Annotated in this window: 18 protein-coding genes and 6 pseudogenes; 15 read left to right on the top strand and 9 right to left on the bottom strand. The window is 67.3% G+C overall.

Annotated features, from left to right (window positions below; translation table 11 throughout):
* The first annotated feature begins 7 nt into the window (after positions 1 to 7).
* From OG937_02435 to OG937_02380, 12 genes and pseudogenes are all read left to right on the top strand, one after another.
* A pseudogene (locus OG937_02435) lies at positions 8 to 730 on the top strand (LysR family transcriptional regulator).
* 124 nt (positions 731 to 854) lie between these two features.
* Positions 855 to 1,328: an N-acetyltransferase gene (locus OG937_02430; GenBank protein ID WUD70621.1), complete on the top strand. Its 474-nt coding sequence runs from the start codon at positions 855 to 857 to the stop codon at positions 1,326 to 1,328.
* Between the two features lie 106 nt (positions 1,329 to 1,434).
* Positions 1,435 to 1,619: pseudogene (locus tag OG937_02425) on the top strand (IS982 family transposase).
* A gap of 482 nt (positions 1,620 to 2,101) precedes the next feature.
* Positions 2,102 to 4,183, top strand: coding sequence for a transcriptional regulator (locus OG937_02420; GenBank protein WUD70620.1), 2,082 nt, complete (start codon positions 2,102 to 2,104; stop codon positions 4,181 to 4,183).
* A gap of 92 nt (positions 4,184 to 4,275) precedes the next feature.
* Complete coding sequence (locus OG937_02415) at positions 4,276 to 5,049, top strand: SDR family oxidoreductase (GenBank protein WUD70619.1); 774 nt, start codon at positions 4,276 to 4,278, stop codon at positions 5,047 to 5,049.
* Between the two features lie 255 nt (positions 5,050 to 5,304).
* On the top strand, positions 5,305 to 5,904 hold the full coding sequence (locus OG937_02410; protein WUD70618.1) for a molybdopterin-dependent oxidoreductase: 600 nt from the start codon (positions 5,305 to 5,307) through the stop codon (positions 5,902 to 5,904).
* Positions 5,874 to 6,629 (top strand): ferredoxin reductase, encoded by a 756-nt coding sequence (locus tag OG937_02405; GenBank protein WUD70617.1) that lies wholly within the window; start codon positions 5,874 to 5,876, stop codon positions 6,627 to 6,629. Before OG937_02410 ends, OG937_02405 begins: the two co-directional genes overlap by 31 nt.
* A 431-nt stretch (positions 6,630 to 7,060) precedes the next feature.
* Positions 7,061 to 8,404: an FAD-binding oxidoreductase gene (locus OG937_02400; protein WUD70616.1), complete on the top strand. Its 1,344-nt coding sequence runs from the start codon at positions 7,061 to 7,063 to the stop codon at positions 8,402 to 8,404.
* A gap of 270 nt (positions 8,405 to 8,674) precedes the next feature.
* A complete protein-coding gene (locus OG937_02395; protein ID WUD70615.1) occupies positions 8,675 to 9,139 on the top strand; it encodes a DUF5709 domain-containing protein in 465 nt (154 codons plus the stop codon).
* Positions 9,140 to 9,199: 60 nt separating this feature from the next.
* Positions 9,200 to 9,802 (top strand): annotated as a pseudogene (locus OG937_02390) (IS5 family transposase).
* A 512-nt stretch (positions 9,803 to 10,314) separates the two neighbouring features.
* Positions 10,315 to 10,899, top strand: coding sequence for a sigma-70 family RNA polymerase sigma factor (locus OG937_02385; protein ID WUD70614.1), 585 nt, complete (start codon positions 10,315 to 10,317; stop codon positions 10,897 to 10,899).
* 426 nt (positions 10,900 to 11,325) lie between these two features.
* Complete coding sequence (locus OG937_02380) at positions 11,326 to 12,243, top strand: NADP-dependent oxidoreductase (protein ID WUD70613.1); 918 nt, start codon at positions 11,326 to 11,328, stop codon at positions 12,241 to 12,243.
* Between the two features lie 785 nt (positions 12,244 to 13,028).
* Here OG937_02380 and OG937_02375 read toward each other — a convergent pair.
* The 8 genes and pseudogenes from OG937_02375 to msrB all read right to left on the bottom strand — a co-directional run bounded on the left by OG937_02375 (position 13,029) and on the right by msrB (position 19,161).
* Positions 13,029 to 13,241: pseudogene (locus tag OG937_02375) on the bottom strand (protein phosphatase).
* Between the two features lie 20 nt (positions 13,242 to 13,261).
* The gene (locus tag OG937_02370) at positions 13,262 to 14,308 is read right to left on the bottom strand and encodes a serine/threonine-protein phosphatase (protein ID WUD70612.1); all 1,047 of its coding nucleotides are present in this window, start codon (positions 14,306 to 14,308) and stop codon (positions 13,262 to 13,264) included.
* A 283-nt stretch (positions 14,309 to 14,591) separates the two neighbouring features.
* On the bottom strand, positions 14,592 to 14,798 hold the full coding sequence (locus tag OG937_02365; GenBank protein WUD70611.1) for a DUF427 domain-containing protein: 207 nt from the start codon (positions 14,796 to 14,798) through the stop codon (positions 14,592 to 14,594).
* A gap of 430 nt (positions 14,799 to 15,228) precedes the next feature.
* A complete protein-coding gene (locus OG937_02360; protein ID WUD70610.1) occupies positions 15,229 to 16,530 on the bottom strand; it encodes an MFS transporter in 1,302 nt (433 codons plus the stop codon).
* Between the two features lie 7 nt (positions 16,531 to 16,537).
* Positions 16,538 to 16,805 (bottom strand): annotated as a pseudogene (locus OG937_02355) (IS5/IS1182 family transposase).
* A gap of 225 nt (positions 16,806 to 17,030) precedes the next feature.
* Complete coding sequence (locus OG937_02350; GenBank protein WUD70609.1) at positions 17,031 to 17,246, bottom strand: alpha/beta hydrolase; 216 nt, start codon at positions 17,244 to 17,246, stop codon at positions 17,031 to 17,033.
* An 845-nt stretch (positions 17,247 to 18,091) separates the two neighbouring features.
* Complete coding sequence (locus OG937_02345; GenBank protein WUD70608.1) at positions 18,092 to 18,409, bottom strand: hypothetical protein; 318 nt, start codon at positions 18,407 to 18,409, stop codon at positions 18,092 to 18,094.
* Between the two features lie 290 nt (positions 18,410 to 18,699).
* Entirely contained in the window at positions 18,700 to 19,161 is a 462-nt protein-coding gene (gene msrB / locus OG937_02340) for a peptide-methionine (R)-S-oxide reductase MsrB (GenBank protein ID WUD70607.1), read from the bottom strand.
* Between the two features lie 917 nt (positions 19,162 to 20,078).
* Between msrB and OG937_02335 the strand changes: the two genes are divergently transcribed.
* From OG937_02335 to OG937_02325, 3 genes and pseudogenes are all read left to right on the top strand, one after another.
* Positions 20,079 to 20,210: a hypothetical protein gene (locus OG937_02335; protein WUD70606.1), complete on the top strand. Its 132-nt coding sequence runs from the start codon at positions 20,079 to 20,081 to the stop codon at positions 20,208 to 20,210.
* A gap of 96 nt (positions 20,211 to 20,306) precedes the next feature.
* Positions 20,307 to 21,785 (top strand): NAD(P)/FAD-dependent oxidoreductase, encoded by a 1,479-nt coding sequence (locus OG937_02330; GenBank protein WUD70605.1) that lies wholly within the window; start codon positions 20,307 to 20,309, stop codon positions 21,783 to 21,785.
* A 518-nt stretch (positions 21,786 to 22,303) separates the two neighbouring features.
* Positions 22,304 to 22,484: pseudogene (locus OG937_02325) on the top strand (substrate-binding domain-containing protein).
* On the opposite strand, the gene OG937_02320 reads toward OG937_02325, so the two are convergent.
* The gene (locus OG937_02320; protein ID WUD70604.1) at positions 22,461 to 22,721 is read right to left on the bottom strand and encodes a hypothetical protein; all 261 of its coding nucleotides are present in this window, start codon (positions 22,719 to 22,721) and stop codon (positions 22,461 to 22,463) included. The pseudogene OG937_02325 and the gene OG937_02320 sit on opposite strands and share 24 nt — an antisense overlap.
* Between the last annotated feature and the right edge of the window lie 206 nt (positions 22,722 to 22,927).

Here is a 22,927-nt window from a genome sequence, read left to right as displayed (position 1 = left end):
CGAACGCATGAAGATCGCTGTCATCGGCGGGACCGGACTCATCGGATCGCAGGTGGTGCAGATCCTGAAGACGGGCGCGTACGACACGGTGGCGCACTCGCCGTCCACCGGACCGGACTTGTTGGGTGGGAAAGGCCTGTCGGAGCGGTGGGCGGGAGCCGATGTCGTCTTGAACCTGACGGACTCGCCGACCTTCGACGGCGTTCTTCCAGACGACGATGGACAACCTACGGCCGGCCGCCAAGTCGGCGAGCGTCCGCCACGCGGTGGTGCTTTCGATTGTCGGCGCCGACCTGGTGCCGGACCTGGTGCACTACCGTGCCAAGGTGCTGCAGGAGGACGTCCTCAAGGCCGGTCCCGTGCCGTACTCGATCGTCCGCGCCACGCAGTTCTCCGAGTTCACGGACGCTGTGATGTCGTGGAGCTCCGACGACAAGACCGTCCGCCTGCCGCCACGCGCATCCAGTCCATGGCCTCGGCCGACTTCGCGCAGGCCGTGGCGGAGGTCTGCGTGGGAGCCCCGCTGCGCGGCACCCGCGACCTCGCCGGCCCCTGAGGTCTTCCCGTTCGACGAACTGGGCCGGATCACCCTGGCCGCCCGTGGCGACCGGCGAACCGTCGTCACCGACAACAACGCCGGCACATACGCCGCCGCCTCGCGTGACGTTCTGATCGCAAGGCCGGCGCCGTCATCGCCAAGACCGCCTACCGGGACTGGCTCGCGCGGTGACTGCTATGGAGAACAACCGGGAGTACGCCGATTTCCTCGCAGGCGACCCGAACCTATGAGTGACCAAGGGCCGCACGTGTGTGTCCGAACCCACCTATCGGGTTCTTCGACAGAAAGTGTGACAATGACGTTCAATTTTGGGGCCGAGGCGTCCGCCCGTGAAGAGAACAACGCTGCGCTCATCGCTGCTTTGGGCGAGGCAAGGCCTAGCGAGGTGGAGTCCAGCTGGGTGCTCGATGTCCTCAACGACGCGGAGCGCGGTCGCTGGATCGCCGCTCTCGGTGACGACGGGATTGCCGAGCTCTCGTACCGGTTCGTGGGCGGCCGCGTCGTGCTGTTGACGACCTGGGTCGCCCCCGCCTACCGCAAGAATCGGGTGGCCACGGAGCTCATCTCTCGGGTGCTGGACGAAATTCGCGGGAGCGGGAAGAAGATCACCATCATCTGCCCGGTGGTGGGTGAGTTCATCGACCGCAACCCCGAGTATGCCGACCTCATCGATAAGGTCCATCCCGGCGCCGGCGCCTACCCCAAGCGCGGACCCGCGGAAGGCGGCCACGACGACGAGCTCACCGCAATTGAGCACGACCTGACGTAGCTCTCCGTTGTTCGGACGTGGTTGCCTGTGACTGCATCCGAAGCGCGCGGCACATTGACCGCAACACGGGAGGTGGCGTCGACGGGCCGGGTGCGCTTACTGCGGCCCGGCCCGCAAGGGCGAACCCGAAGGGGTCGGAGTGCACCTGTTGAGGCCGCTACGGCAGGTGATCGAGTCGGTCAGCGGCACACTCAAGGGCCAGCTGAACTGGAACGACACGGCTGCCGCACACCCGGCGGCGTGGCCGTGCGCATCCTGCAGCGACTCCTCGCCCTGACCGACGCCATTTGACACAACCACCACACCGGCCAGCCGATCCTGCGCCCGCTGACCGCTTACGACCAGTAGCGCTTGGAATCGATCATCTGGGCGGGGCGGCGCCAAGTCCCGGTACGCGCCGCACGGGGTTTCGTCGCGGACTCCGTGCGGGACCGGACTTCTCCCGACGGGCGAAGGGGGCCCGGCGGAGTGCGTCACCGATGGAGAACGCTTTCGTCCATTGGTTCCCGGCCCCCAGTCTCCTCATACGGGCCCACCTGTATAGAAGCCGATGCCAGCCTGATCTTAGAGGACCATTTGGTCCGAAAAAATGGCCGATCTGCGGTAGGTTTGAGGAAGGCGGTTCCCTGCGGACAGCCAAGCAGTGAAGCCTCACAAGGATCTCCAGGGCGGTAGTCACCATGCATGCAGGCGTCGAGTTCTCAGTGCTCGGCCCAGTCCGGCTACACAAAGAGGGGGTCGAGGCCGGAGCCGGCCAGCCGAGGCAGTGCGCCGTGCTCGCTTCGCTGTTGTTCCGGGCGGGCAAGCCTGTAAGCCTCTCGAGACTGGTGGAGGACGTGTGGGGCGACGACGCCCCACCGTCGGCCGTGGGCTCCGTGCGCACGTACGTCTACCGGCTCAGGCAGGCACTGGGGGAGCACGCCGACAGCTCCGTGAGTCGGGTCGACGGGGGCTACCTGCTGCGCGTCCGACCGGACGCTCTGGACCTGAACAGGTTCAAGGCAACGATGGCAAAGGCTAGGGAGGCCCGCGGCACCGGCGACCTGGCGTCCGCGGCGAGTCTGCTGACCGAGGGCCTCGAGATGTGGAAAGGGGTGCCCCTCGCGGGGGTTCCCGGGCCGTTCGCGGACCAGCAGCGCAGCGTCCTCGGCGAGCTGCGGCTCGCCTGTGCGGAGGAGCAGCTCGCCTGCGACGTAGAGAGAGGGCGCTACACCGAGGCCGTCACAGAACTGTCTGCCCTGCATGTGGAGCACCCGCTTCGAGAGCGCATATGCGGCCTCCTCATGACTGCGCTCTACGGCACCGGGCGGCAGTCCGAGGCTTTGACGATCTACCACACGACCAGCCACCTGCTGCGTCAACGCCTTGGCGTCAGCCCGTCGCCAGAACTCCAGCACGTCCACGAGCGCATCCTCTCCGGCCGAATTCAGCTGGCACCAAGCGCCGAGCGCCCGAAGGGCGCGACACGGACGTCGCGTCCTCACGTCCCGGCCCAGCTCCCGGCTGCCTTGCCGAGCCTCGTCGGTCGCGAGAGCGAGCAGGAGCAGGTCAAACGCTTGTTCGCCAATGCGGAGGAGTCGTCCTCTGTGGCCATCTGCGCGGTCGGCGGACTGGCCGGCGTGGGCAAGACGGCTTTCGCCATCACCGTCGCCCACCGTCTGGCCGACCGGTTCCCGGATGGCCAGCTCTTCGCGGACCTACAGGGAGCCGGACCAGAGGCGGAGCCGCGGGACCCCGCGCACGTGCTGGGGGGCTTCCTGCAGTCCCTCGGGGTCCGCCTCGAGGACATGCCCGATACCGCGCAGGCACGAGGGCTCATGTTCCGCGGCCTGCTGGCCAACCGGCGCGTCCTCGTCGTGCTCGACAACGCCTGGAACACGGACCAGCTGAAGCATCTCCTCCCCGGAAGCGCCGGCTCCATGGCCCTGGTCACCAGCCGCATGCAACTGCACGCGCTCGTCGCTGCCTATCAGGCACTTCCCCTGACACTCATGCCCCTGAGCCTGAGCGACGCACGCACCCTCCTCGCGCGCAGACTCGGCGCAGCAAGGACAGCAGCCGAACCAGAGGCCGTCGACCGCATCATCCAGCTGGCCGGGCAGCTCCCCTTGGCCCTGGCCAACGTCGCCGCCCGCGCGGCGTATCGGCCGCAGCTGGGTCTGGAGAGCCTGGCCGATGAGTACGAGGCGCCGCAGAACAGCACCCTGGACGCCTTCGCGAGCGAGGAGGATCACGCGCTCGATGTCCGCGCGTCCCTCACCCGTTCGTACCGACTGCTCGACACGGAGACAGCCGCGCTCTTTCGCGACCTGAGCGCCTGTCCAGACCCTATGTTCGCGGCATCGCAGGTCGCGGACCTGGCCGGACGGCCTGAGGGCAGGGTCCGCCAGGCCCTGTCGCGCCTCACCCGAGCACACCTCGTCTCGGAGATCGGCCCGGGCCGGTACACCTGGAACCGACTTGTGGCCGCGTACGCAGCGGAGCAGACAAGGCGAGGGTTATTCGACCGGGGCAAGCCAGCCCGTTTGCAGGGCGAGCAGGGACCGGCATTCAGGTTGTTGTCACAGACACCCCGCGAAGACGATGCCACGGCCAGTAGCCGGGACCGAGCAACTCCCGAAGTGGGGGCATGCCCTGTCGGGCGGCGCAGTCATACGCCGCCCGGCGTGCGTCCGTGCGGTAGCGGCCGGGGCCCAGAGCGGGCGTTGCCTTGTTGCAGCAGACCGTACAGCGGCGTTACGCAGCTTCCGCGCGGTAGTACGCGGAAGACCAGCGGCGGCGGGCAGGACGGACCATGCAGCTCCCGTTTGCCGGACCGCGAGGCGGCTGCGATTGGCGCCGTAGATGCCGTGTAGAGCTGCTGTAGATCCTGTCCTGGCAGGCTCGAGTACACACCAGGCAAGCACACAGGCAAGAAGTGTTCGCCGCTCAGTGGAGAGTGATTCGTATGGCCACGGACTTCGAAGGTAAGAAGCTCGTCGTGATCGGTGGCGCCAGCGGCATGGGCCTCAAGGCCGCCGAGGACGTGATGGCGGCGGGCGGCAGCGCGGTGATCGTCGGCCGCCCAGGTCGGAAGCTCAATGACGCCGTCGCAAGCCTGTCGCGCTCCGGCAGCGCATGGTCGATCGAGGCCGACCTGGCAGACTGGGACCAGGTCGTCGAGGCGCAGAAGCAGTTGGCAGAGGACCACCCCGACGCCACCCTCCTCGTCAACTCGGCAGGGTTCTTCCTGCCCAAGCTCTTCCTCGACTACGAGGTCGAGCACTACGACTCATACCACGACCTCAACAGGGCGACGTTCTTCCTGACTCAGACCGTCGTTCGGGCCATGGTCGCCGGCGGTCAGGGCGGCGCCATCGTGAACGTGGGGAGCATGTGGGCGCACCAGGCCCTCGCCGTGACACCGTCATCGGCCTATTCGATGGCCAAGGCTGGCCTGCACGCCCTTACGCACAACCTGGCCATCGAGCTCGCCAGCGAAGGCATCCGCGTGAACGCCGTGGCTCCTGCTGTCACCAGGACGCCCCTGTTCGAGAAGGTCTTTCCCGCGGACCAGTTGGACGATGCGATGGAGCAGCTGAGCGGCCTGCACCCGCTTGGCCGGGTCGGCACCCCGCAGGACGTGGCCTCCGCGATCGTCTTCCTCCTTTCGTCGGCATCGAGCTGGACCACAGGCGCCATCCTCAACGTCGACGGCGGAGTCATGGCAGGCCGCTACTAGATGTATCCCTCACGCCCCGCCCGGGGCGGCCACCTGAGACCTCCCCCGGGCGGGGCGGCCAAAAGGCGTCGATGAAGGCCGCCCGCGCACGAAGGAGCCGTATGGCAGGCGATCTGAGAAGCGCGACCGACGAGACCGCCGCTTGAATGGCCATCTTCCGCCGTGCCGGCACGGGTAAGAAGTCGCCTCCGCCCGGCGCTCACCTGCGATGGGACCCGTAGTGGCCCACTGGAGAAGATAAGGACGGTGACGAGCATGGCGTTGATATCGCGCGGGTTCCACGGCCGGAGGCCGTCATCGGGCACCAAGCTGCCGCCCGGGCAGTACGAGACGACCGGCTTTCCGGTGCTGTCCGTCGGGCCCACTCCCCGTATCCGGCAGGACGATTGGCAGCTGTCCGTGACCACGGAGGCCGGGAAGCAGCACGTGTGGGACTGGGCAGGCCTGATGGCACTCCCGGCGGAGTCCCCGACCGTCGACCTGCACTGTGTGACGAAGTGGTCGAAGTTCGGCACCGAATGGCAGGGCGTGTCCCTGGACGTTCTGCTCGCGGACGTGGAGACGGCGGCAGAGCACGTCCTCGTCACCTCGTATGGCGGCTACACCACGAACATCCCCCTCGCCGACCTGGTCGACGGCAAAGCATGGATTGCCTACGGCTACGGAGGCAGCGACTTGGCGCCAGAACACGGTGGCCCCGCCCGGCTGCTGGTCCCGCACTTGTACCTGTGGAAGTCCGCGAAGTGGGTCCGCGAGATCCAGCTGCGGCAGAGCGATGTGCCCGGCTTCTGGGAGAGCGCCGGGTACCACAACTACGGAGACCCATGGCGAGAGCAGCGGTACCAGGGAGACTAGGCGACCGACTCCGGTGGCGGACCGCCGAGGTAACGGGTCGGCGCGTGGAGTCGGCGACGGCCGTCACCCTGACACTGGATGTGCCGGGCTGGCCCGAGCACCTGGCCGGCCAGCACGTGGACGTCAGGCTGACCGCAGAAGACGGCTACAGCACCCAGCGCAGTTACTCGATCGCCTCGGCCCCCAACGGCCGGATCCTCGAGCTGACAGTCCAGCGCACGCCCGGCGGGGAAGCGTCGCCCTACCTCGTGGACGACCTTGTGCCCGGGGACCGGCTGGAGCTACGCGGGCCTGTCGGCGGCTGGTTCATCTGGAGGCAGCAGCAGACGGAGCCAGTTCTGCTGGTAGCGGGCGGATCGGGACTTGTGCCTCTCATGTGCATGATCCGCGCACGGGAGGCGGTCGGCAGCCGCGCCCCATTCCGGTTGCTGTACGCAGCGCGGACCCCGTCGGACCTGCTGTACCGCTCAGAGCTCCGCCAGGGAGCGCCAGGGCTGGATACGACGTGCCTCTACAGCAGAGAGGCCCCGGAACACTCACCACGCCCGCCGGGGCGCATCGCCCCCGGGGACTTGGTCCGCGGCGGCTGGCCCCCCGACTTCGAGCCGACCTGTTATGTCTGCGGGCCCACGGGGTTCGTCGAGAAGGCGGCTGCCTACCTGGTGCTCCTGGGTCATGCACCTGAGCGAGTACGTACCGAGCGCTTCGGCGACAGTGGAGGCTGAGGCGGCGTCCGTAGAGGCCAGCCACCCACATTTGGACGACATCCACGCCGGGTATGTCGACGGGAACGCACTGGCAGCGCCCTGCCCACCGGCAGGGCGCTGCCAGTGCGTTGCCGGTGATGTGACCGCCGCGCCGCGCCGAGCACTGGCCCGCTGCCCCACTGCCCCGTCCTGGGATTGCAACGCGGCCCGGGTGCCGGCCGGCCTCGGGCACCCCAAGGGGATCTTAGATTAGAGGTGTAATACATGCGCCTATCGCCTGCACGTCAGGTATGCGGCCCCGCCGGCACCGATGCAGCACCAACTCGCACGCGCGGGACTCACGGGCGACCGACCACCGACCCCGCGGCATAATTTACGAGGAAATCATGACTTTTGACGTTCCGTTCGCACGGGTTTCGTCCGCGGAGGCGGCCGGACTCGCATCGTTGGTGAGCGGTCCGGTTCTGCTGCCAGGCGACGAGGGTTACGACGCCGAGTGCCGGATCTACAACCTGAACGTCCCCTTGGAGCCGGCGCTCGTGGTCGGTGCCGCCAATGCGGCTGACGTACGGGCGGCGATCCGTTTCGCGGCCCGTCAGGGGCGGCCTGTGACGGTGAAGACCACGGGGCACCAACAGGTCCACCCTGCCAGGGGCGGCGTTCTGATCAGTACCCGGCGCATGAAGGGCATCGCCGTCGACGCCGGCCGCAGATGCGCACGGGTTGAGGCCGGAGTGATCTGGCAGGAGGTGATCGACCGGGCAGCCGACGTCGGCCTGGCCCCGATGAGCGGCTCGGCTCCGCTGGTGGGCGTGGTCGGCTACACCCTCGGGGGTGGACTCAGTCCGGTCTTCGGGCGGAGCCGGGGATACGCGGCGGACCATGTCCGCTCGCTGGAGGTGGTGACCGCCGACGGCGAGTTGCGACATGTCACGGCGGACAGTGATCCCGAACTCTTCTGGGCCCTGCTCGGAGGCAAGGGCAATTTCGGCGTCGTCACCGCGCTGGAGTTCGACCTGTTCCCGTTGACCCGCTTCTACGGCGGCGGTATCTACTTCCCCGGCGAACGACTCGCCGATGTCCTGCACACCTGGCGCACCTGGCAGTCGGACATGCCGGAGGAGATGTCCTCCTCGGTGGCCGTGCAACGACTCCCTCCGCTGCCCGAGTTGCCGGAACCCCTCCGGGGGGCGTTCGTGGTCCACGTACGCATCGCCCACCTCCGTCCGGTGGCCGAGGGCGAGCGGTTGATCGCACCCCTGCGCGCGGCCGCCCCGGCGCTCATCGACACGGTGGGTGAGATGCCCTACACCGCCATGGGCGCCATCCACATGGACCCGCCGACGCCGATGCCCTATTACGACCGCACCACGATGCTCCGCGCGTTCCCCGCCGAGGCGGCCGACAAGCTGATCGAACTGCTCGGCCCCGGGTCGGACTCCCCGCTGGTGAGCGTCGAGATCCGCATGCTCGGCGGTGCGCTCGACCGTGAGCCCGAGGTACCCAACGCCGTCTCCAGCCGGGGGCTGCCTTTCGTCCTCTTCGGTTTCGGCGTGGGCGCGCCGGAGCAGGCCGGGCTCCTCGGTGCCGCACTCGACGAGGTCATGAAGGCGATGGAGCCCTGGGCGGACGGTCGCAGGATGGTCAACTTCCTCTCCGTCGAAGAGGCCACCGACCCCGAGCGGTTGAGCGAGGTCTACGGCGCCGAGCGCTACCGGCGTCTGACCGCCGCGAAGAAGGCATACGACCCGACCAATATGTTCCGGGTGAACCACAACATCCTGCCCGGCTGACGGGGGACGGGGCCCCGGGGGTCGGACTCATCTGTCCGCCCCCGGGGCACGGCGCCACAGGCCACGCCCTGGCCGCGGCCCCGAGGACGCGCCCCGTCGGTAGGCCGGGCAGGGGCATGCATCGGAGGAGGCCGTCGGATTACCGCCGGGTGACCATGCCGGATAGACGCCCCGTCGATACCGGGCCGCTTGAATGGACTTCTCTCGCCGCGCCGTCACCGAGGCGCCGGCACCGAGCCGTCACGGGGCTCCGACGGCATGGAGGCCGTAATGACTTCACCAGACAATCCCCCGCCCTACGAAGACCTGGCCGCATCCAACCCCCTACGCTCGCAGGAGGAGTACGACGAGGACGAGCTGGGCGAGGACGTCCTGGACCGGGGCTATTCACCCCCCGACAGGCCCCTCGCCGTCAACGACTGGGGCGTCACCGCGCAGGAGGGCGCATCCCACGAGGACCTCGCGCATCGACTTAGGCGCGAGGTGCCGGAAGTGAGCGCATCGGACGAGGGTGACGGGCTGGGCGACACGATCGGCACGGACGGAGAGCTTATCGACGACCAGGTCGGCGACGAGCGCGCGGGACGTCTCCTCGGCTGGGACACGGACGTGCTCGCGGCGGGATACGACGGCGACGACTACTGGGCGCGGGATGTGGGCATCGACAACGGTCCCGCCTCCGCCGAGGAGGCGGCCGTCCACGTGGTGCCCGACACCCGAGGGGCTCCTGAGTGACTGTTGGTCCAGCTGGAGCGTGTCGTCAAACGATCGTGCCTGGTAGATCATGGTTGGGTCATGCGTCGCCGTAAACTGTGCGATGCCGAACCGGAGTTCGTGCGGCCGCTGCTGCCGCATGCTGAGTCGAGGCAGAAGCGGCGGGACGACCGGATGATCCTGAACGGGATCGTGTGGAAGTTCCAGACCCGGTCTGCCTCGCGGGACGTGCCCGAGCGATACGGCTCCTGGGCCACCTTGCACACGCGGTTCCGTCGGTGGGCGGCCGACGGCACCTTCGATCGGATGCTGAGAGCCCTCCAAGCGACGGCGGATGTCGCCGGTGCCATCGACTGGATGGTGTCGGTCGACTCCACCATCGTACGAGCCCACCAGCAGGCCGCCGGGGCCCGAACAGTGGGCTCCGCAGCCCGGGACTCGGACGCTCGAGGAGCGGCCTGATCAGCAAAATCCACCTTGCTTGCGATGGCCTGGGCCGACCCCCCGGCTTCACGATCACCGACGGCAACACCAACGACTGCACCCAGTTCACCGCCTTCGTGCAGGCGCTCCGCGTGCCCCGGATCGGACCAGGTCGGCCCCGGGATCCTGCCCTCGCACGTCATCGGCGACCCGGGCTGTAGATCCCGGGCCATCCGCACCTGGCTGCGTGAGCAGGGCATCGCCCCACAGCATTCCCAAGGGTCTCTTTCACCGCGAGAGCGCGGAAACGACGGGGACAACACGGGCGCCGTAATGTCCTGCACCCGCAGGGAGCCCGTCTACTCGGCTGGCGACTACTGCCGCACACGACCGTTACGCACAGCGTGACCGCCCGCTACCGGCCTGAAGGGTCGAAGGCCTCCACGGCTGTAGCCAGTCTCGACAGTACGGGAAAACGCGTCCCACGCTGCGCGCGAGTCGCTCGTCGAAATACGCCGCAACCCCGTCCTGAAATCCTTGGGATACAGGCATGGCGAGAGAGAAAACAGCGATTTCGCGTAGACATCCCGTAGATGGTCACGTGATTGGCTTGTCCGCACAAGAGGACCTGGGGACTGAGAACCATGCACTGTGCAGGCATTGAAAAATCGTGCCACCCTGCTCCGGACGCACAAGCCGGAACCAGCGGTAGCGCCCCGGCAGCAGGACTCGCCACGAGCCGAGCGCAACTCGACCCGGAATCCGCCGCATGGGTGGACGCGCTCGAGGGTGGTCGCGGGCCGCGATACGAACAAGCTTGCGCGCGGCTTCACGAACTGCTGGTGCGAATCGCTATGGACGAAATGCTCCGCCGGGGGCCCCGATACCGAATTGGCGGGCCCGAGCTGAACGATCTCGCCTACCAGGCGGCAGCCGACGCACTGATGAGAATCACGAAAAAAATTCAGCAATTTCGAGGCGACGCCAGGTTCACCACATGGGCATTCCGATTCGTCGTACTCGAAGTTTCCAACGCGCTGGGCCGCCACTTCTGGCGTGTTTCAAACACCCAGCTTGACATTGACGAATTGGCGCAAGTGCCCGACCGCTCCGGTATCGACCCCGCAGGCCACTGGCAGGCGAGAGAGCTGGTCGAAGCCACGCGGGACGCGGTCGAGACAGCACTGACCGCCCGCCAGCGGCGGGTCTTCACCGCCGTCATCAACGGGGTTCCCCTGGAAACGCTAGCCAGTGAGCTGAAGACGAACCGCAACACGCTTTACAAGACGATGTTCGACGCCCGTAGGAAACTGCGGGCTCGGCTGATGGCCGGCGGACATCTCAGCGCTGCGGGCTGAATGCGGCAGCAGGGACGTCGGCCCGGCAGTGCGGGCCAGGAAGCTCGGACGGGCGTCGCGCACAACCAGGGGACCTGGCAGTCGTCCACCCGGGCGGAAGAGACAGACTGCGCCGCCGGGAACTGGCCTTCTTGAAGGCCGCAGCGCGATCGTCTTGCCCAGCCCCAAGAAGAAGGCAGATCGACATGAACCTCGATAGGCTGAGCAAGCACTGCCAGGTACTTCCACCCCAGCAGGACCATGCCGGAGGAAACCCTTCAGCAGCTGCTGGGGTCCTCCACGCCTGTCATAGCGAAACGGTGCTTCCGGCCCTCTGCCGCCCCCGGCCCCGATCTCGCGCTTCGACGCGTACCAGCTTTGTTCACCTTCATTTGAAACCCACCCGGTAACCAAAGTCCTCCACACCTACGAGGAAGAGTCATTTCGATGAAAGCCATTGTGGTCAGCGACCAGGCCGCGGGAACGGCGGGAATGACGCTGACGGAGCGGCCTGAGCCGCTCCCAGCGATCAACGACGTCATCGTTCGGATCCATGCGTCGGGCTTCGTCCCCACAGAGATGGAGTGGCCGTCCACCTGGGCCGATCGTGCCGGCCGTGACAAGACGCCGTCGATCCCCGGTCACGAGCTGGCCGGAGTGGTCACCGCTCTCGGCTACGGCACGACGGGGCTCTCGGTCGGGCAGCGGGTGTTCGGCCTCGCCGACTGGCATCGCGACGGCACCCTCGCGGAGTACGTGGCGATCGAGGCACGCAACCTCGCACCGCTGCCGGGCGACGTCGACTTCACGGTGGGCGCGTCCCTGCCGATCTCAGGTCTGACCGCGTGGCAGGGCCTGTTCCAGCACGGGCGCCTGCAGGCAGGTCAGACTGTCCTCGCCCATGGCGCAGCCGGGGCAGTGGGGACGATGGTGACCCAGCTCGCACGTGAAGCCGGCGCTTACGTCATCGGCACCGGACGCGCCGCCGACCGTGAGAAGGCGCTCGACTTCGGCGCGCACGAGTTCGTCGACCTCGAGAACGACACGCTGAAGGACGTCGGCGGCGTGGACCTGGTCTTCGATGTCATCGGTGGCGACGTTCAAAAGCAGTCCGCCGCCCTGATCAAGGCCGGAGGGACACTGGTGTCCATCGTCGGCCCGGTCGAAGCACGGCCCGCTGACGGCCTGGCCGTGGACTTCGTCGTCGAAGCCGATCGCCTCGAACTCGGTGAGATCGTGCAGCGGGTGCGGGACGGACGGCTGCGGACCAACATCGGCGACGTCGCGAGTCTCGACGATGCCATCGGCGCCCTCAACCCGACCACGCGACGCCTCGGGAAGACGGTCATCCGCGTCCTCCCGTAGGTGGTGGACGGCCACCGCCCGGGCGGCAGGTTATGGTTCTGGTCTACGCCACGGCCATCGGCCACCGTCTGGCGCAAGGACTCCAACCGACGCACGCCCCTGAAAGCCGATCCGGACGACGCCACAGTCCTGCGTGAGCCATTCACAGACATCACTCCGTGCTACCACATGGGTCGGCGGGCTTTTCAAGTCCAAGCAACTCGCAGACCCACGCACCTACAACCGCCACGCCTAACCCTCGGCATGCCATCCCGCGTCGCGGCGTCTCGGCAGTCATCTGGAGCCTCCCATGCGCGTCTTCGTCACTTCCGCCAGAGGCAATGGCGATGTTCACTGTGCTTGACGGATCTCGACGACCAGCGGCGGGGCACGACTTGGAAGCCTTGGGTGTTGCCGCTGAGGCAGACGATGTCGAGACGACTCCGAGGTGCTGGGTGGTCCGTCGGTGAGGTGGGCGATGTAGCCGCCGTCGGGTCAGACCCGCGCCAACCGCCGGAAGGAGTCGGAGGGTGTCGGTGAGAAGGTGGCGCTTGCGCCCGTTGATCTAACGGGCAACGGTGGGAGCCGGAGAAGCCTCGACATCACCCAGGCCATGAGCTCCTGAAGGTAGAGCGGCTCGATGGTTCCCACTCCGCCGGTGGCGGGAGGTGCTGGTTGGAATCGTCGTGGGTCCCCGGGCCTGGACTCCTTGATTGCAGAGCCGAGCCGCCTCTCCTCCCGCCCTCTCGGTCACGTTGCTGATGGCCGGCGTCAGCACGACACCCTCCTTTGATCCGGGCGGAAGCCCAGTCACCGCAGACATTCAGGGCGTCAAGAGCCGGCCAGTAGCGGACCGCGGCCTTGCGGCGCGCGAGTCGCTGAGGTGCGGGCAGCATCGCGTCCTGAAGCGCGAGCGCCACCTGTCGCTCACGGGCGGCGGCCTGTCGTAGCTGTTCGTTGACCTGCTGGAGCTCGCGGGATCGAGCGTAAAGTTCGAACTCCATCTGCCGGCGCCGACCGGAGTCAGTTCTCGACGGCGTCAGTGCTCGCGCTGGAGGGCGACGACGGCCATGTCGTCGCACAACGGCCCGTGGGCATGGTCCAGCAGGTCGCGGGTGACCGCCTGCACCAGCGTGGCCGGGCCTGAGCCGGTGAGACCGGCGGCGCGTTCCATCAAGGGGTAGAAGCCGCCCTCGGCGTCGCGTGCCTCGGTGAGGCCGTCGGTGTAGAGCAGCATCTGATCGCCGCCGACGAAGGGGAAGGTGCTGGAGGCGTACGTGCTCTCGGCCAGGGCGCCGAGGCCGAGCGGCGGGGCGGGGTCCGCGACGTCGAGCAGGGTCGCCCGGCCCTCGTGCAGCAGGAGCGGGGGCAGGTGACCGCAGCTGACCACGTGGACGCACGGCTCGTCGTCGGGGATCTCGACGACCGCGGCCGTCACAAACCGCTCGCCCACGTCGGCCTCGGCCGGTGTGTCGCAGAACTCCACCAGGTCCCAGCGCAAGCTGGCCTCCAGCGATGCGACCAGTTCCGGCAGCGGTACCTGGCGGTGGGCCGCGGCCCGGAAGGCGCCGAGCACGGTCTCGGTCTCGCCGAGCGAGTTCAGCCCCTTGCCGCGCACGTCCCCGATGAGCAGGCGCGTGGCATTCGCCGTGCGGGCGACCGCGTACAGGTCGCCGCCGACGCGGGCGCCGTCGTCGGCCGAGCGGTAAGCCGAGGCGATCGTCAGCGGTCCCGAGCGACACGGAAGGGGCCGCAGCACGACCCGCTGGGCCGCCTCCGAGATCCGGCGCTCGCTGGCGAGTTTGTGCCTTCCCCGCTCGCTCGACAGGGCGACGACCACCAGCAGCATTGATACCAGCACCAGCGACGCCAACTGCACCAGGAGGTTCTCCGTGGTCACGGTATCGCGTTCAATGCCGGCGGCGACCAGCGCCAGCACGGCGAGCAGCGCCGTAAGGGCGCCGCGGAGGGGCCCGGCGAAGGTGGCGACCAGCGCCACCGGCACCACCAGGATGTGCGCCACGTGGATGTCCGTCGGCAGGAACAGATCCGCCACCGGCACGGCCACGATCACAAGCGCGGCCACGGCACTGAGGGCGTGGTCACGGGCGCACGCCGAGGCAGATTTCCGGTCCTCCGTGCCGCGGAGCCGGTCACGCCACCACGCGTCCATACTGACTCCTCTCCTTGTCGGCCTGCGCCGCGCCGCACGGGCTCAGAGGGGCCCGCACGACGGCACCGACCATCGTCCAGCGCTACGGTGTGCTGTATCAGATCTCGATCCGCACCTGGCGTACATCGAAGGCGACATAACCGCTGAAGTCGTGACCGACACGGGTCGCCGCCGACTCCTTGATGTCCGGGTAAGATCAAGCCGCGTCCCTAAGCGTCATCTCACCGACCACAACGTCGTGATACTGCGCCCGCCCTTTCCACGGGCAGGTGTAGGGGGTTGAGCTCTCGCGGAGCGTGCCGGCCGCAACTGAGTCCGGCGGAAAGTAGGCATTTCCCTCGATGCTGATTACTGTCTCGCTCGCGGCCTCGGCCACGACGGTCTCCCCAACCACTGCCTTCATCAGTCTTTCCCCTTATCGATCTCTTTGCTTGGGCCGGATCTGCCCTCGTATCCGCCCGAGTTAGGCTCAAAGGCGCCCATTCCTTGCGTGATGGCTCTTCAAGCCCGGTTGAGACAGCGGGCTTCAGTCGGACGTCACGTTGTGAAGTCACAACCGGTTCGCGCATTCGGCCAGAGGTTAGCGTCGGGCGGACTCCGTTTCTTACCAGCGTCTTGACGCTACGAGCGATCGGCGAGACGTGAGCTCATCGGCGTCGGCCAGCCGCGCCGCATCACCTGGCTAGCGGCTGGGCGCTGCACGGCGCCACCAGGAGCTCGAGCCAGCACGTCGTGAGGCAGCGATGGGGCTCCGAGGGAACTCCTGATCGCGGCCCGATCGCATCCTGGCCCCGGTGCCCGCAGCACACGACCCCCGGCTCGCTCCGGTCTCCTCATTCCCTCCCTGCGAGTGTCACGAACCGCCCCGCCACCGCGGCGAGCACGCTAGAGCCGAGGACGGTAAAGCCCGCGACGAAGAACACCGTTTGCAGAGTTGTCGTTGACACGAGAATCGCGCCGAGCGCAGACCCCAGCGCCAGAGCTACCTGCAAATTTGTGACATTCACTGCCGATGCAGCCTCCTGGTTTTCGGGGGCCGCGTCGAGCAGCCAGACCAAGGTTGCCGGGTTCGCGATTCCCCAAATCAGGCCCCACAGTGCGAGTAACAAGCCGGCCAGCCACGGTAGGGTTCCCGCGCTCGCTAGCCCAATGAGCATTGCGGCCACCGCCGTCGTCGATCCGACGAAGCTGCCGATCACCCCGCGCTTGAACAGCGATCCGGCGACGAGCGAGCCGACGATGCCACCGCAGCCATAGATGACGAACAGCAGGGTGATCACACCACTGGACAAATGGGTGTGGTCTGTCAGGAACGGCGTGACATACGTCCATGCGGCGAACTGCCCAATGAACACCACAGCGCCTGCCGCCATACCAAACTGGACGGCCCGTCGTGACACGGTCTTTACGAGATCACGCACGTGCGTACTCTTGTCCGGTGGAATGCTCGGCAGCAGGACTGTCTGGGCAACTACGACAAGTAGTGTGGCCGCCCCGGCAGTAGCGAAGGTGAAACGCCAGCCGATGAGATTGCCGAGGATTTGTCCGGCAGGCAGTCCCACTACCGTGCCACCCGAAATACCCGCCGCGATGGTAGTGATGGCACGAGTGCCGCCGGCCGGCCCCACGAGCTTGGGTCCGACCGGTGAGACCACGGTCCAGAAGGCTCCGATGGCGGCGCCGAGGAGCATGCGGGCGATCAGCACCAGGGCGAAGTCCGGGGCCACCGCGACGACTGCGTTCGATACCAACACCGTCAGACCTAGGATGAGGATGACCGGGCGCCGGTTGAGGCGGCCGGAGCCAAGGAAGAACAGCGGCGCCGACACGGCAGCACTGAGACCCGGTACGAGCACCATCAGCCCCGCCAGGCCGAGCGAGACATGCAGTCCTTCGGCGATTTTTGGCAGCAGCCCTACAGGCAGCGTCTCTGTCATGACGACGACGAACGCACCGAGCGCAACGGCACCGACGGACGCCCAGCCGCGCCCGCTGCCGGGCTCCGCGACAGGGGTTTGGGCGGAAGCGCGTGCGGCCGCAGGTTGGCATGGGACCGCGGCGGAACACGACGCTGCAGTGACTATGCGCATCTGCGGTGCATGGTGTGTCGGCGTGCTGTATTTGGTTTCGGTCATGCGTTCTCCCGCAGCGCTTGCCTCGGAGCCACCTGCGCAGGTCACGCGGTCGTAGGCCTTGTCTGCATGCAGGCGCTAGGGTTTGAAGTACCGGCCGCGGTGAGGTTCGTGGTCTCGTTTGGGACCCTCCACCATCGGCTTCATCCCGTCGCGTCCGACAGGACGCGCATCTCGGCAACTGGCTTGCCCGGTCCAGGGGCTCGGACCTGGGTGTTCGCCCCCTTCTTAGCGGGGACGTGCGCCCTGTCGAGGACGGTGACGTCGACGAGGCCGGCGGCGTGGTGGCCTTCCTCGTCTGAGGCGGTGACTGGAGCGAGGCCGCCGACCGGTCTCGGCTTGCTACGCGAGGTGCGGGGTTACCTTGCGACCACCGGCCTCGCGCGTGGTCGGTCAGGTGCCCGGAGCGATCGCACAGGCCGAGACACAGACCCAGGTGCCATTGCGCCTTCCCTGTACGGTTCGGTGCAGGTGGGGTGCCTTTTCGGTTTTTGCGGTGAATGTTACTTCCGCAGGAAGGACTGCAGCATCGTCGTTACTTCCTGCGGCTTCTCCTCGGTTACGAAGTGGCCTGAATTCTTCAGGATGCGCCCCTGAACGTTCACGGCGTAGTCACGCCATTGGTCGGGAACTATTCGGCCGAAGGAATCTTCGCCACCGACGGCAAGGATCGGCATCTTCAATTTACCCTGAGCCAGGAACTCCTTGTTCTGCTGCACGTTCGTCCGGAGTTGACGGTATACGTTCAACCATCTGCTGCCGCTACTCGGCCCAAGACTGGGGGAACCCGTGGATCATCACCACAGGTGAACCTTTGCCCCCTGCATGTAGTGCATACGAAAGCCGTTCACTTCCGCATACTTGGACTGAAAGCCAACGGGTGGCTCAGATTGCAGGTAAGGCTCGGGTGACTGCGCCGCTACAGAGCCGCGATCGGGATTCTCACCCCATGCCCCGGAGCTCAAAGTCACGGAAACCACGAAGAGGGCCATCAAAGCCACGATAAGCGTACAGAGCCTGTTTGGCTTCCCTGTTCCGATGCCCATTACTTTCCTACTTGGAGTCGGTATCTCGTTATGGGTCACTAGGCGTGCGAGTGCGATGAAGCGTTAGCCACTCGCTCATTTCACTTTCCACGCCCGGAACAGGCTGACTAGAAAAGTACCGCAGACCTTGCTTCTGCCGTCCGCTGCATGTTCATCTGGCGACTGGAGTTGGCCGCCGAGCGGTACCCACTACAACCCGAGCGTGTTCCGATCTCTATGGATCTCTTCGTAGATAAGCGCCCGTGAGGAGCAGGTTCTTACTTCCGGCCCGCAGGCAGACCCATCCGATTCCCGGCGAGATCTGCATAGGCCTTCGCCATCCACTCTCCTACGGACTCCAGGGTCGTGCGAGCTCGGCCCACTCAAGGCGGAGTTGCTCAGCTGCCTCGGCAAGCCGCCCCAAGACGTCAACGACAACGGATGCCCGTTCCTGAGCTCCTGTAGCAGACTCAGGGCGATGTGCCATTCCAAGCTGGTCGGCCACCTCTCGGGCTTGCCGGCTCAGGCGGAACCTGGGGCTACTGGAAACGGCCGTCGAAGCTGGTACCGCTCCTCAGGTCGGAGAACCGAAGGCCGACGACTGCGCTCCCATCCACCACCCATCGAAGATCGTAGGACGCTCGGTAGGAGGGCGGCCAGAAGGAGCAGAAGCGGCCATTGTTGTCGACAGACCAAGTGCCCTCCGTCTGGCGTCCCGCCTCGAAGTAGGAGGTGCTTCCGTCGGGTCGGAAGATCTGGGTCGTGCCGTCGCCGTAGGCCAGGCGGCCTGCGGTGACAGCGGTGGGGATCTGGTCAGGCGGCACGATCGCGCCGTCTTCCGGGTGCAGGATGTCCATGTTCCTGGTCACTGTGCGGTTCTTCTCCCGGGCCCGACGGTGCCGTTGCTCGTACGGTCCAGCGGGCGTCGTCTGGCTCAGTGCGGCGGAAGATGACCCCATTGGAGGGGATCGTCTTGGCCAGCTCCGCTCCGAGGAGGCGATTCGACCTCTTGGGCGCTGCAGCACATGAGCGCTTTCCGTACTGCTGTACACGGTATTGGCCAGGGCCTGCTGGGCCCGAGCCGCAAGACGGGGCGAGCCGTGCCGTTCGGGCTCCGGGGCCCCGCCCTGGTTGCCGCTCATCGGCTCTAGGCGGCGTCCTCTTCCGTCGTTTCGAAGACGCTCAGGTACTGGCCGTAGCCCTCCTGCTCCAGAACCTCCAGGGGGATGAAGCGCAGCGAGGCGGAGTTGATGCAGTACCGCAGCCCTCCGTGGTCGCGAGGCCCGTCCGGGAACAGGTGCCCGAGGTGGCTGTTGCCTTCAGCCGACCGTACTTCGACACGGACCATGCCGTGGCTGGTGTCGGGCTTCTCGACGACGTGGCCTGACCTCAGAGGCCTTGTGAAGCTGGGCCAGCCGGTCCTGCTGTCGTACTTGTCGACCGAGGCGAAGAGGGGCTCGCCGGACACGATGTCCACATAGATACCAGGTGCCCTGTTGTCCCAGTAGGCGTTGGAGAACGGGGGCTCCGTCTCGCCTCGCTGGGTCACACGGTATTGCAGGTCGGTGAGCTGTGAGATGCGCTGTGGGCTCTTGCTGTACTCCGGCATGCCTACCTCCCAGACGGTGCTGGAGTGTCTCTTCTGCCCTATTCGCGTCATGCATCACCCGGACTCTTACCGAGTCGCAGCTTCTGACCACCACGTCAACGGTCTGTCTGTGCCACCGCAACCTGGTCCGTGCGGCCGACGGTCGCGAGCCCGGCTGCCTCCCCTCAGTGACGAGGAAGGGTTGCCCGACCCGCCTCCATGGCTCGTGCCCGGCCCTCGCGGCGACGCTGCGTTGCCAGTCGCCTTCGACAGGCCGGGCACCGGATGCGGACGCATGCTTACACGCGGCGGGGGTCCTCCTGGCGCCGACGCGTCCGGCGACGGCCTGGCAGGACGTGGCGTGCACCGTGACGCTGGGTCCCGACCACCTGCCGGTCTGGGCCATCGCGAATGATTGCGTCGTCGGCACCTCGTGGGACCTCTTGCAGCGCCAACGGGAAGCGTGGATCCACGCGAGGGCGTCCAGCTCGGAACAGTGCTGATCGCCAGGGAGATGGCCACGAACGCTATCCATCACGCCTCGACGCCCGTCCACACTGAGGCTACGGCAGGAGACGCGTCTGTGAGGTGCCGGACGGGAGGAGTGTGTCTCCCCGCCACGCCGGAACTGTGCGCTTCCCGGCGAGGAGAGCGGCCGGATGCGCGTGATCGTTGCGAGGGTGCCGCGCACACGGCGGACCGGGGACCGTGATCGCGGCCCCCGTCCGGGAGCGGATGGCGATCGCCACCGCAGAGGACCACAATTGCACCTACTGCCTGTCCGCCCACACCTGCACAGGGGCGGGCGTCACCACGGTCGGCGCAGGGGAACTGCCCGCCACGCGGAATCCGCCGACCCGCACCGCCACATTGCTGTCCCTGGCCCACACATTGCCCGCGGCCGCATCGGCGAGACACAGCTCAAAGCCGCCCGGGCCATGGGCGTCACCGGCACCGAGATCGCCGAGCTCGTAGGCAATCCCGCGTTGAACATCCTCACCAACTACCGCCATTTCCTCGCCAACACCAAGACCGCATGGCCGCTCGTCACCCCGCACGCCCGCGCCTGACCGACGGCCCCACCAGGCCCGAACGACCGGGCCCGACGGGCAGTATCACCACGCCCTCGACCGTCATCAGACACTCCTAGGAATGCGAGGAAGAACATGAGCGAATCGCGCGAAACCCAGGCAGGCGCGCGTTACGACGTGGTCGTGCTGGGTGCCGGCCCGGCCGGTGCGAACGTCGCCGACCGCGCCCGTGCCGCCGGTCTCTCCGTAGCGGTCGTGGAACGGGAACTGGTCGGCGGTGACTGCGCGTACTGGGCGTGCGTGCCCAGTAAGGCGCTGCTGCGGCCGGTCATCGCGCTCGCCGACGCCTGTCGCGTCGACGGTGCCCGGCAGACTGTCACCGGTCGGGTCGACGCCGATGGCGTCTTCGCTCGTCGCAACCGCTCTGTCCACGACTGGGACGACACCAGACAGGCTCTGTTCCTCAGGTCCATCGGAGCCGACCTCTTCCGTGGCCACGGCCGTCTCGACGGGCCCCGACGAGTCGGCGTCACGCGTGACGACGGCGTCCGGCAGACCTTCATGGCACGGCACGCGGTGGCCATCGCCACCGGCAGCCGGCCGGCGTTGCCCGACATCCTGGGCATCGCCGAGGCCCGTCCCTGGACGAGCCGGCAGGCCACCGAATCCAGCAGCGTCCCCACTCGCCTCGCCGTCATCGGCGGCGGCGGAGTCGGCATCGAGATGGCCACTCTCTGGCAGGGCCTCGGCTCCCAGGTCACACTGCTCGTCCGGCGCCGCTTGATCCCACGCATGGAACCCTTCGCCGGCGAACTGGTCGCTCAGGGATTGAGAGAAGCGGGCGCGGATGTGCGGATCGGTGTCCAGGTGACCGCCCTGCGCCGCCCGGACCCGCAGGGGCCGGTCACCCTCACCCTCGACGACGGCAGCCAGCTGGAGGCCGACGAGGTTTTGTGCGCCACCGGCCGCACGCCCGCCACCGACGATATCGGCCTGGACACGGTCGGCCTCACCCCAGGCTCCTGGCTCGATGTGGACACCACCTGTCTGGTGCAGGGCGTCGACGGCGACTGGCTGTACGCCCTCGGCGACGTCAACCATCGTGCGCTGCTCACCCATCAGGGCAAATACCAAGCTCGGACTGCCGGCGACGCGATCGGTGCCCGCGCCGCAGGTCGGCCGGTGGACGACACGCCCTGGGGCGACCACGCCACCACCGCCGACCAGCACGCCGTACCCCAGGTGTTCTTCAGCGATCCCGAGGCGGCCGCGGTGGGCCTGAGCGCCGAGCAGGCGGAGCGCGCCGGGTACCGTATCAAGACCGTCGACCTCGACTTCAACGCCGCCCAGGGCGCCAAGCTCTACGCCGACGGCTACCAGGGCCACGCCAGGCTGGTCGTCGACCTCGACCGGGAAGTCCTCGTCGGAGCGACGTTCGTCGGCCCTGGCGTCAGCGAGCTCCTGCACTCGGCAACCATCGCGGTCGCCGGCGAGATCCCGCTCAAACGACTCAGGCACGCGATCGCCCCCTTCCCCACCGTCAGCGAGATCTGGCTCTTTCTCCTCGCCGCCTACCAGCGCGATCAGGAGCGGGCCTGTCGACTCAACGGATGACCGACGGTGTTCACTGTGCTTGACGGACCTCGACGACCCAGCGGCGGGGCACGACTTGGAAGCCTTGGGCGTCGCCGCTGGGACAGACGATGTCGAGGACAACTCCGAGGTGCCGGGTGGTCCGTCGGTGAGGGTGGTCGGCGTCCCCTGTAGTGCCAGACCCGCACCAGCCGCGGGAAGTGCTTCTTTGTCGCGGGCAGCAGGATGCGGGCGGCGTCCCGGTCGATCGTGGATGCCGCGGTGGCCAGCACGGCCCGAAGGAGTCCGAGGGCGTCAGTGAGCAGGTGGCGCTTGCGCTCATTGATCTGATGGGCATCGGCGGAAGCCGGAGAAGCCTCGACATAACCCAACTCGAAGGGGGCTCCGGGCCGCCCCCGAGGGGGGAAGGTCGGAAAAGGTTACCTGGCCGTGCGGGTCGACCATCGCAGGTTGCGATGCCCGACCCGTGTCATGATGCGCCGGCGGGTGGTGGGGTCGTAGACCGCGTACTGGAAGGTTGCACCCATCAGTGAGGACGGCTCTTCGAATCCAACGGCACCGACTTGCTCGCCGCCCCCCGCCACTACGGACTGCGCGTGCCCGACGACCTTCTGCTGGTCTGCTGCAACGAGAGCGACCGAGCCCTCGATGACCACCGCGCTCTCGCTCACACCGTGCCGGACTGTGGTTGTCCAGTTACTCATCGACGCCATGGCTGGGTGTACTCGTCGGCCAGTCGCTGCGCCAGCCGTGGCGGGACGCCACGGCCGCCTTCCCCAGGGTGTCGGCCGGACGGTTGGGCGGCAAGAAGATCGTGCTCAATTGAGCGCGTCCGCGGATGAGCGCCATCCAATCCTGAGGCCGCATCACGAGGACTGCCGCGACGGTGGCCGGCTGCATACCGCGGACCAGAACGTCTCGCCGCTCGATCTGCCACCCGACGAGGTGCTCGGCCACCTTGATGAGCTTGTCGGCCGCGGCCTCCTGCCGAAAACGGCACGGTAACGCCGCGCTCCCGGCAGGTCTTTGCCTGACGTCGCTGCGCGACGTTCGCGGTCGGAGAATCCGTTTGCCGAGATCATGGAGCAAAACGCGCGAAAATGGTTGAAGAAGCGGTTTCGCTAAGTGTCAGGGAGCCACCGATGGACGCCTCGGACCGTCTC

The organism is Streptomyces sp. NBC_00510 (genome assembly GCA_036013505.1).
Classification (GTDB): domain Bacteria; phylum Actinomycetota; class Actinomycetes; order Streptomycetales; family Streptomycetaceae; genus Actinacidiphila.
This window is presented reverse-complemented; position numbering and strand designations above follow the sequence as displayed.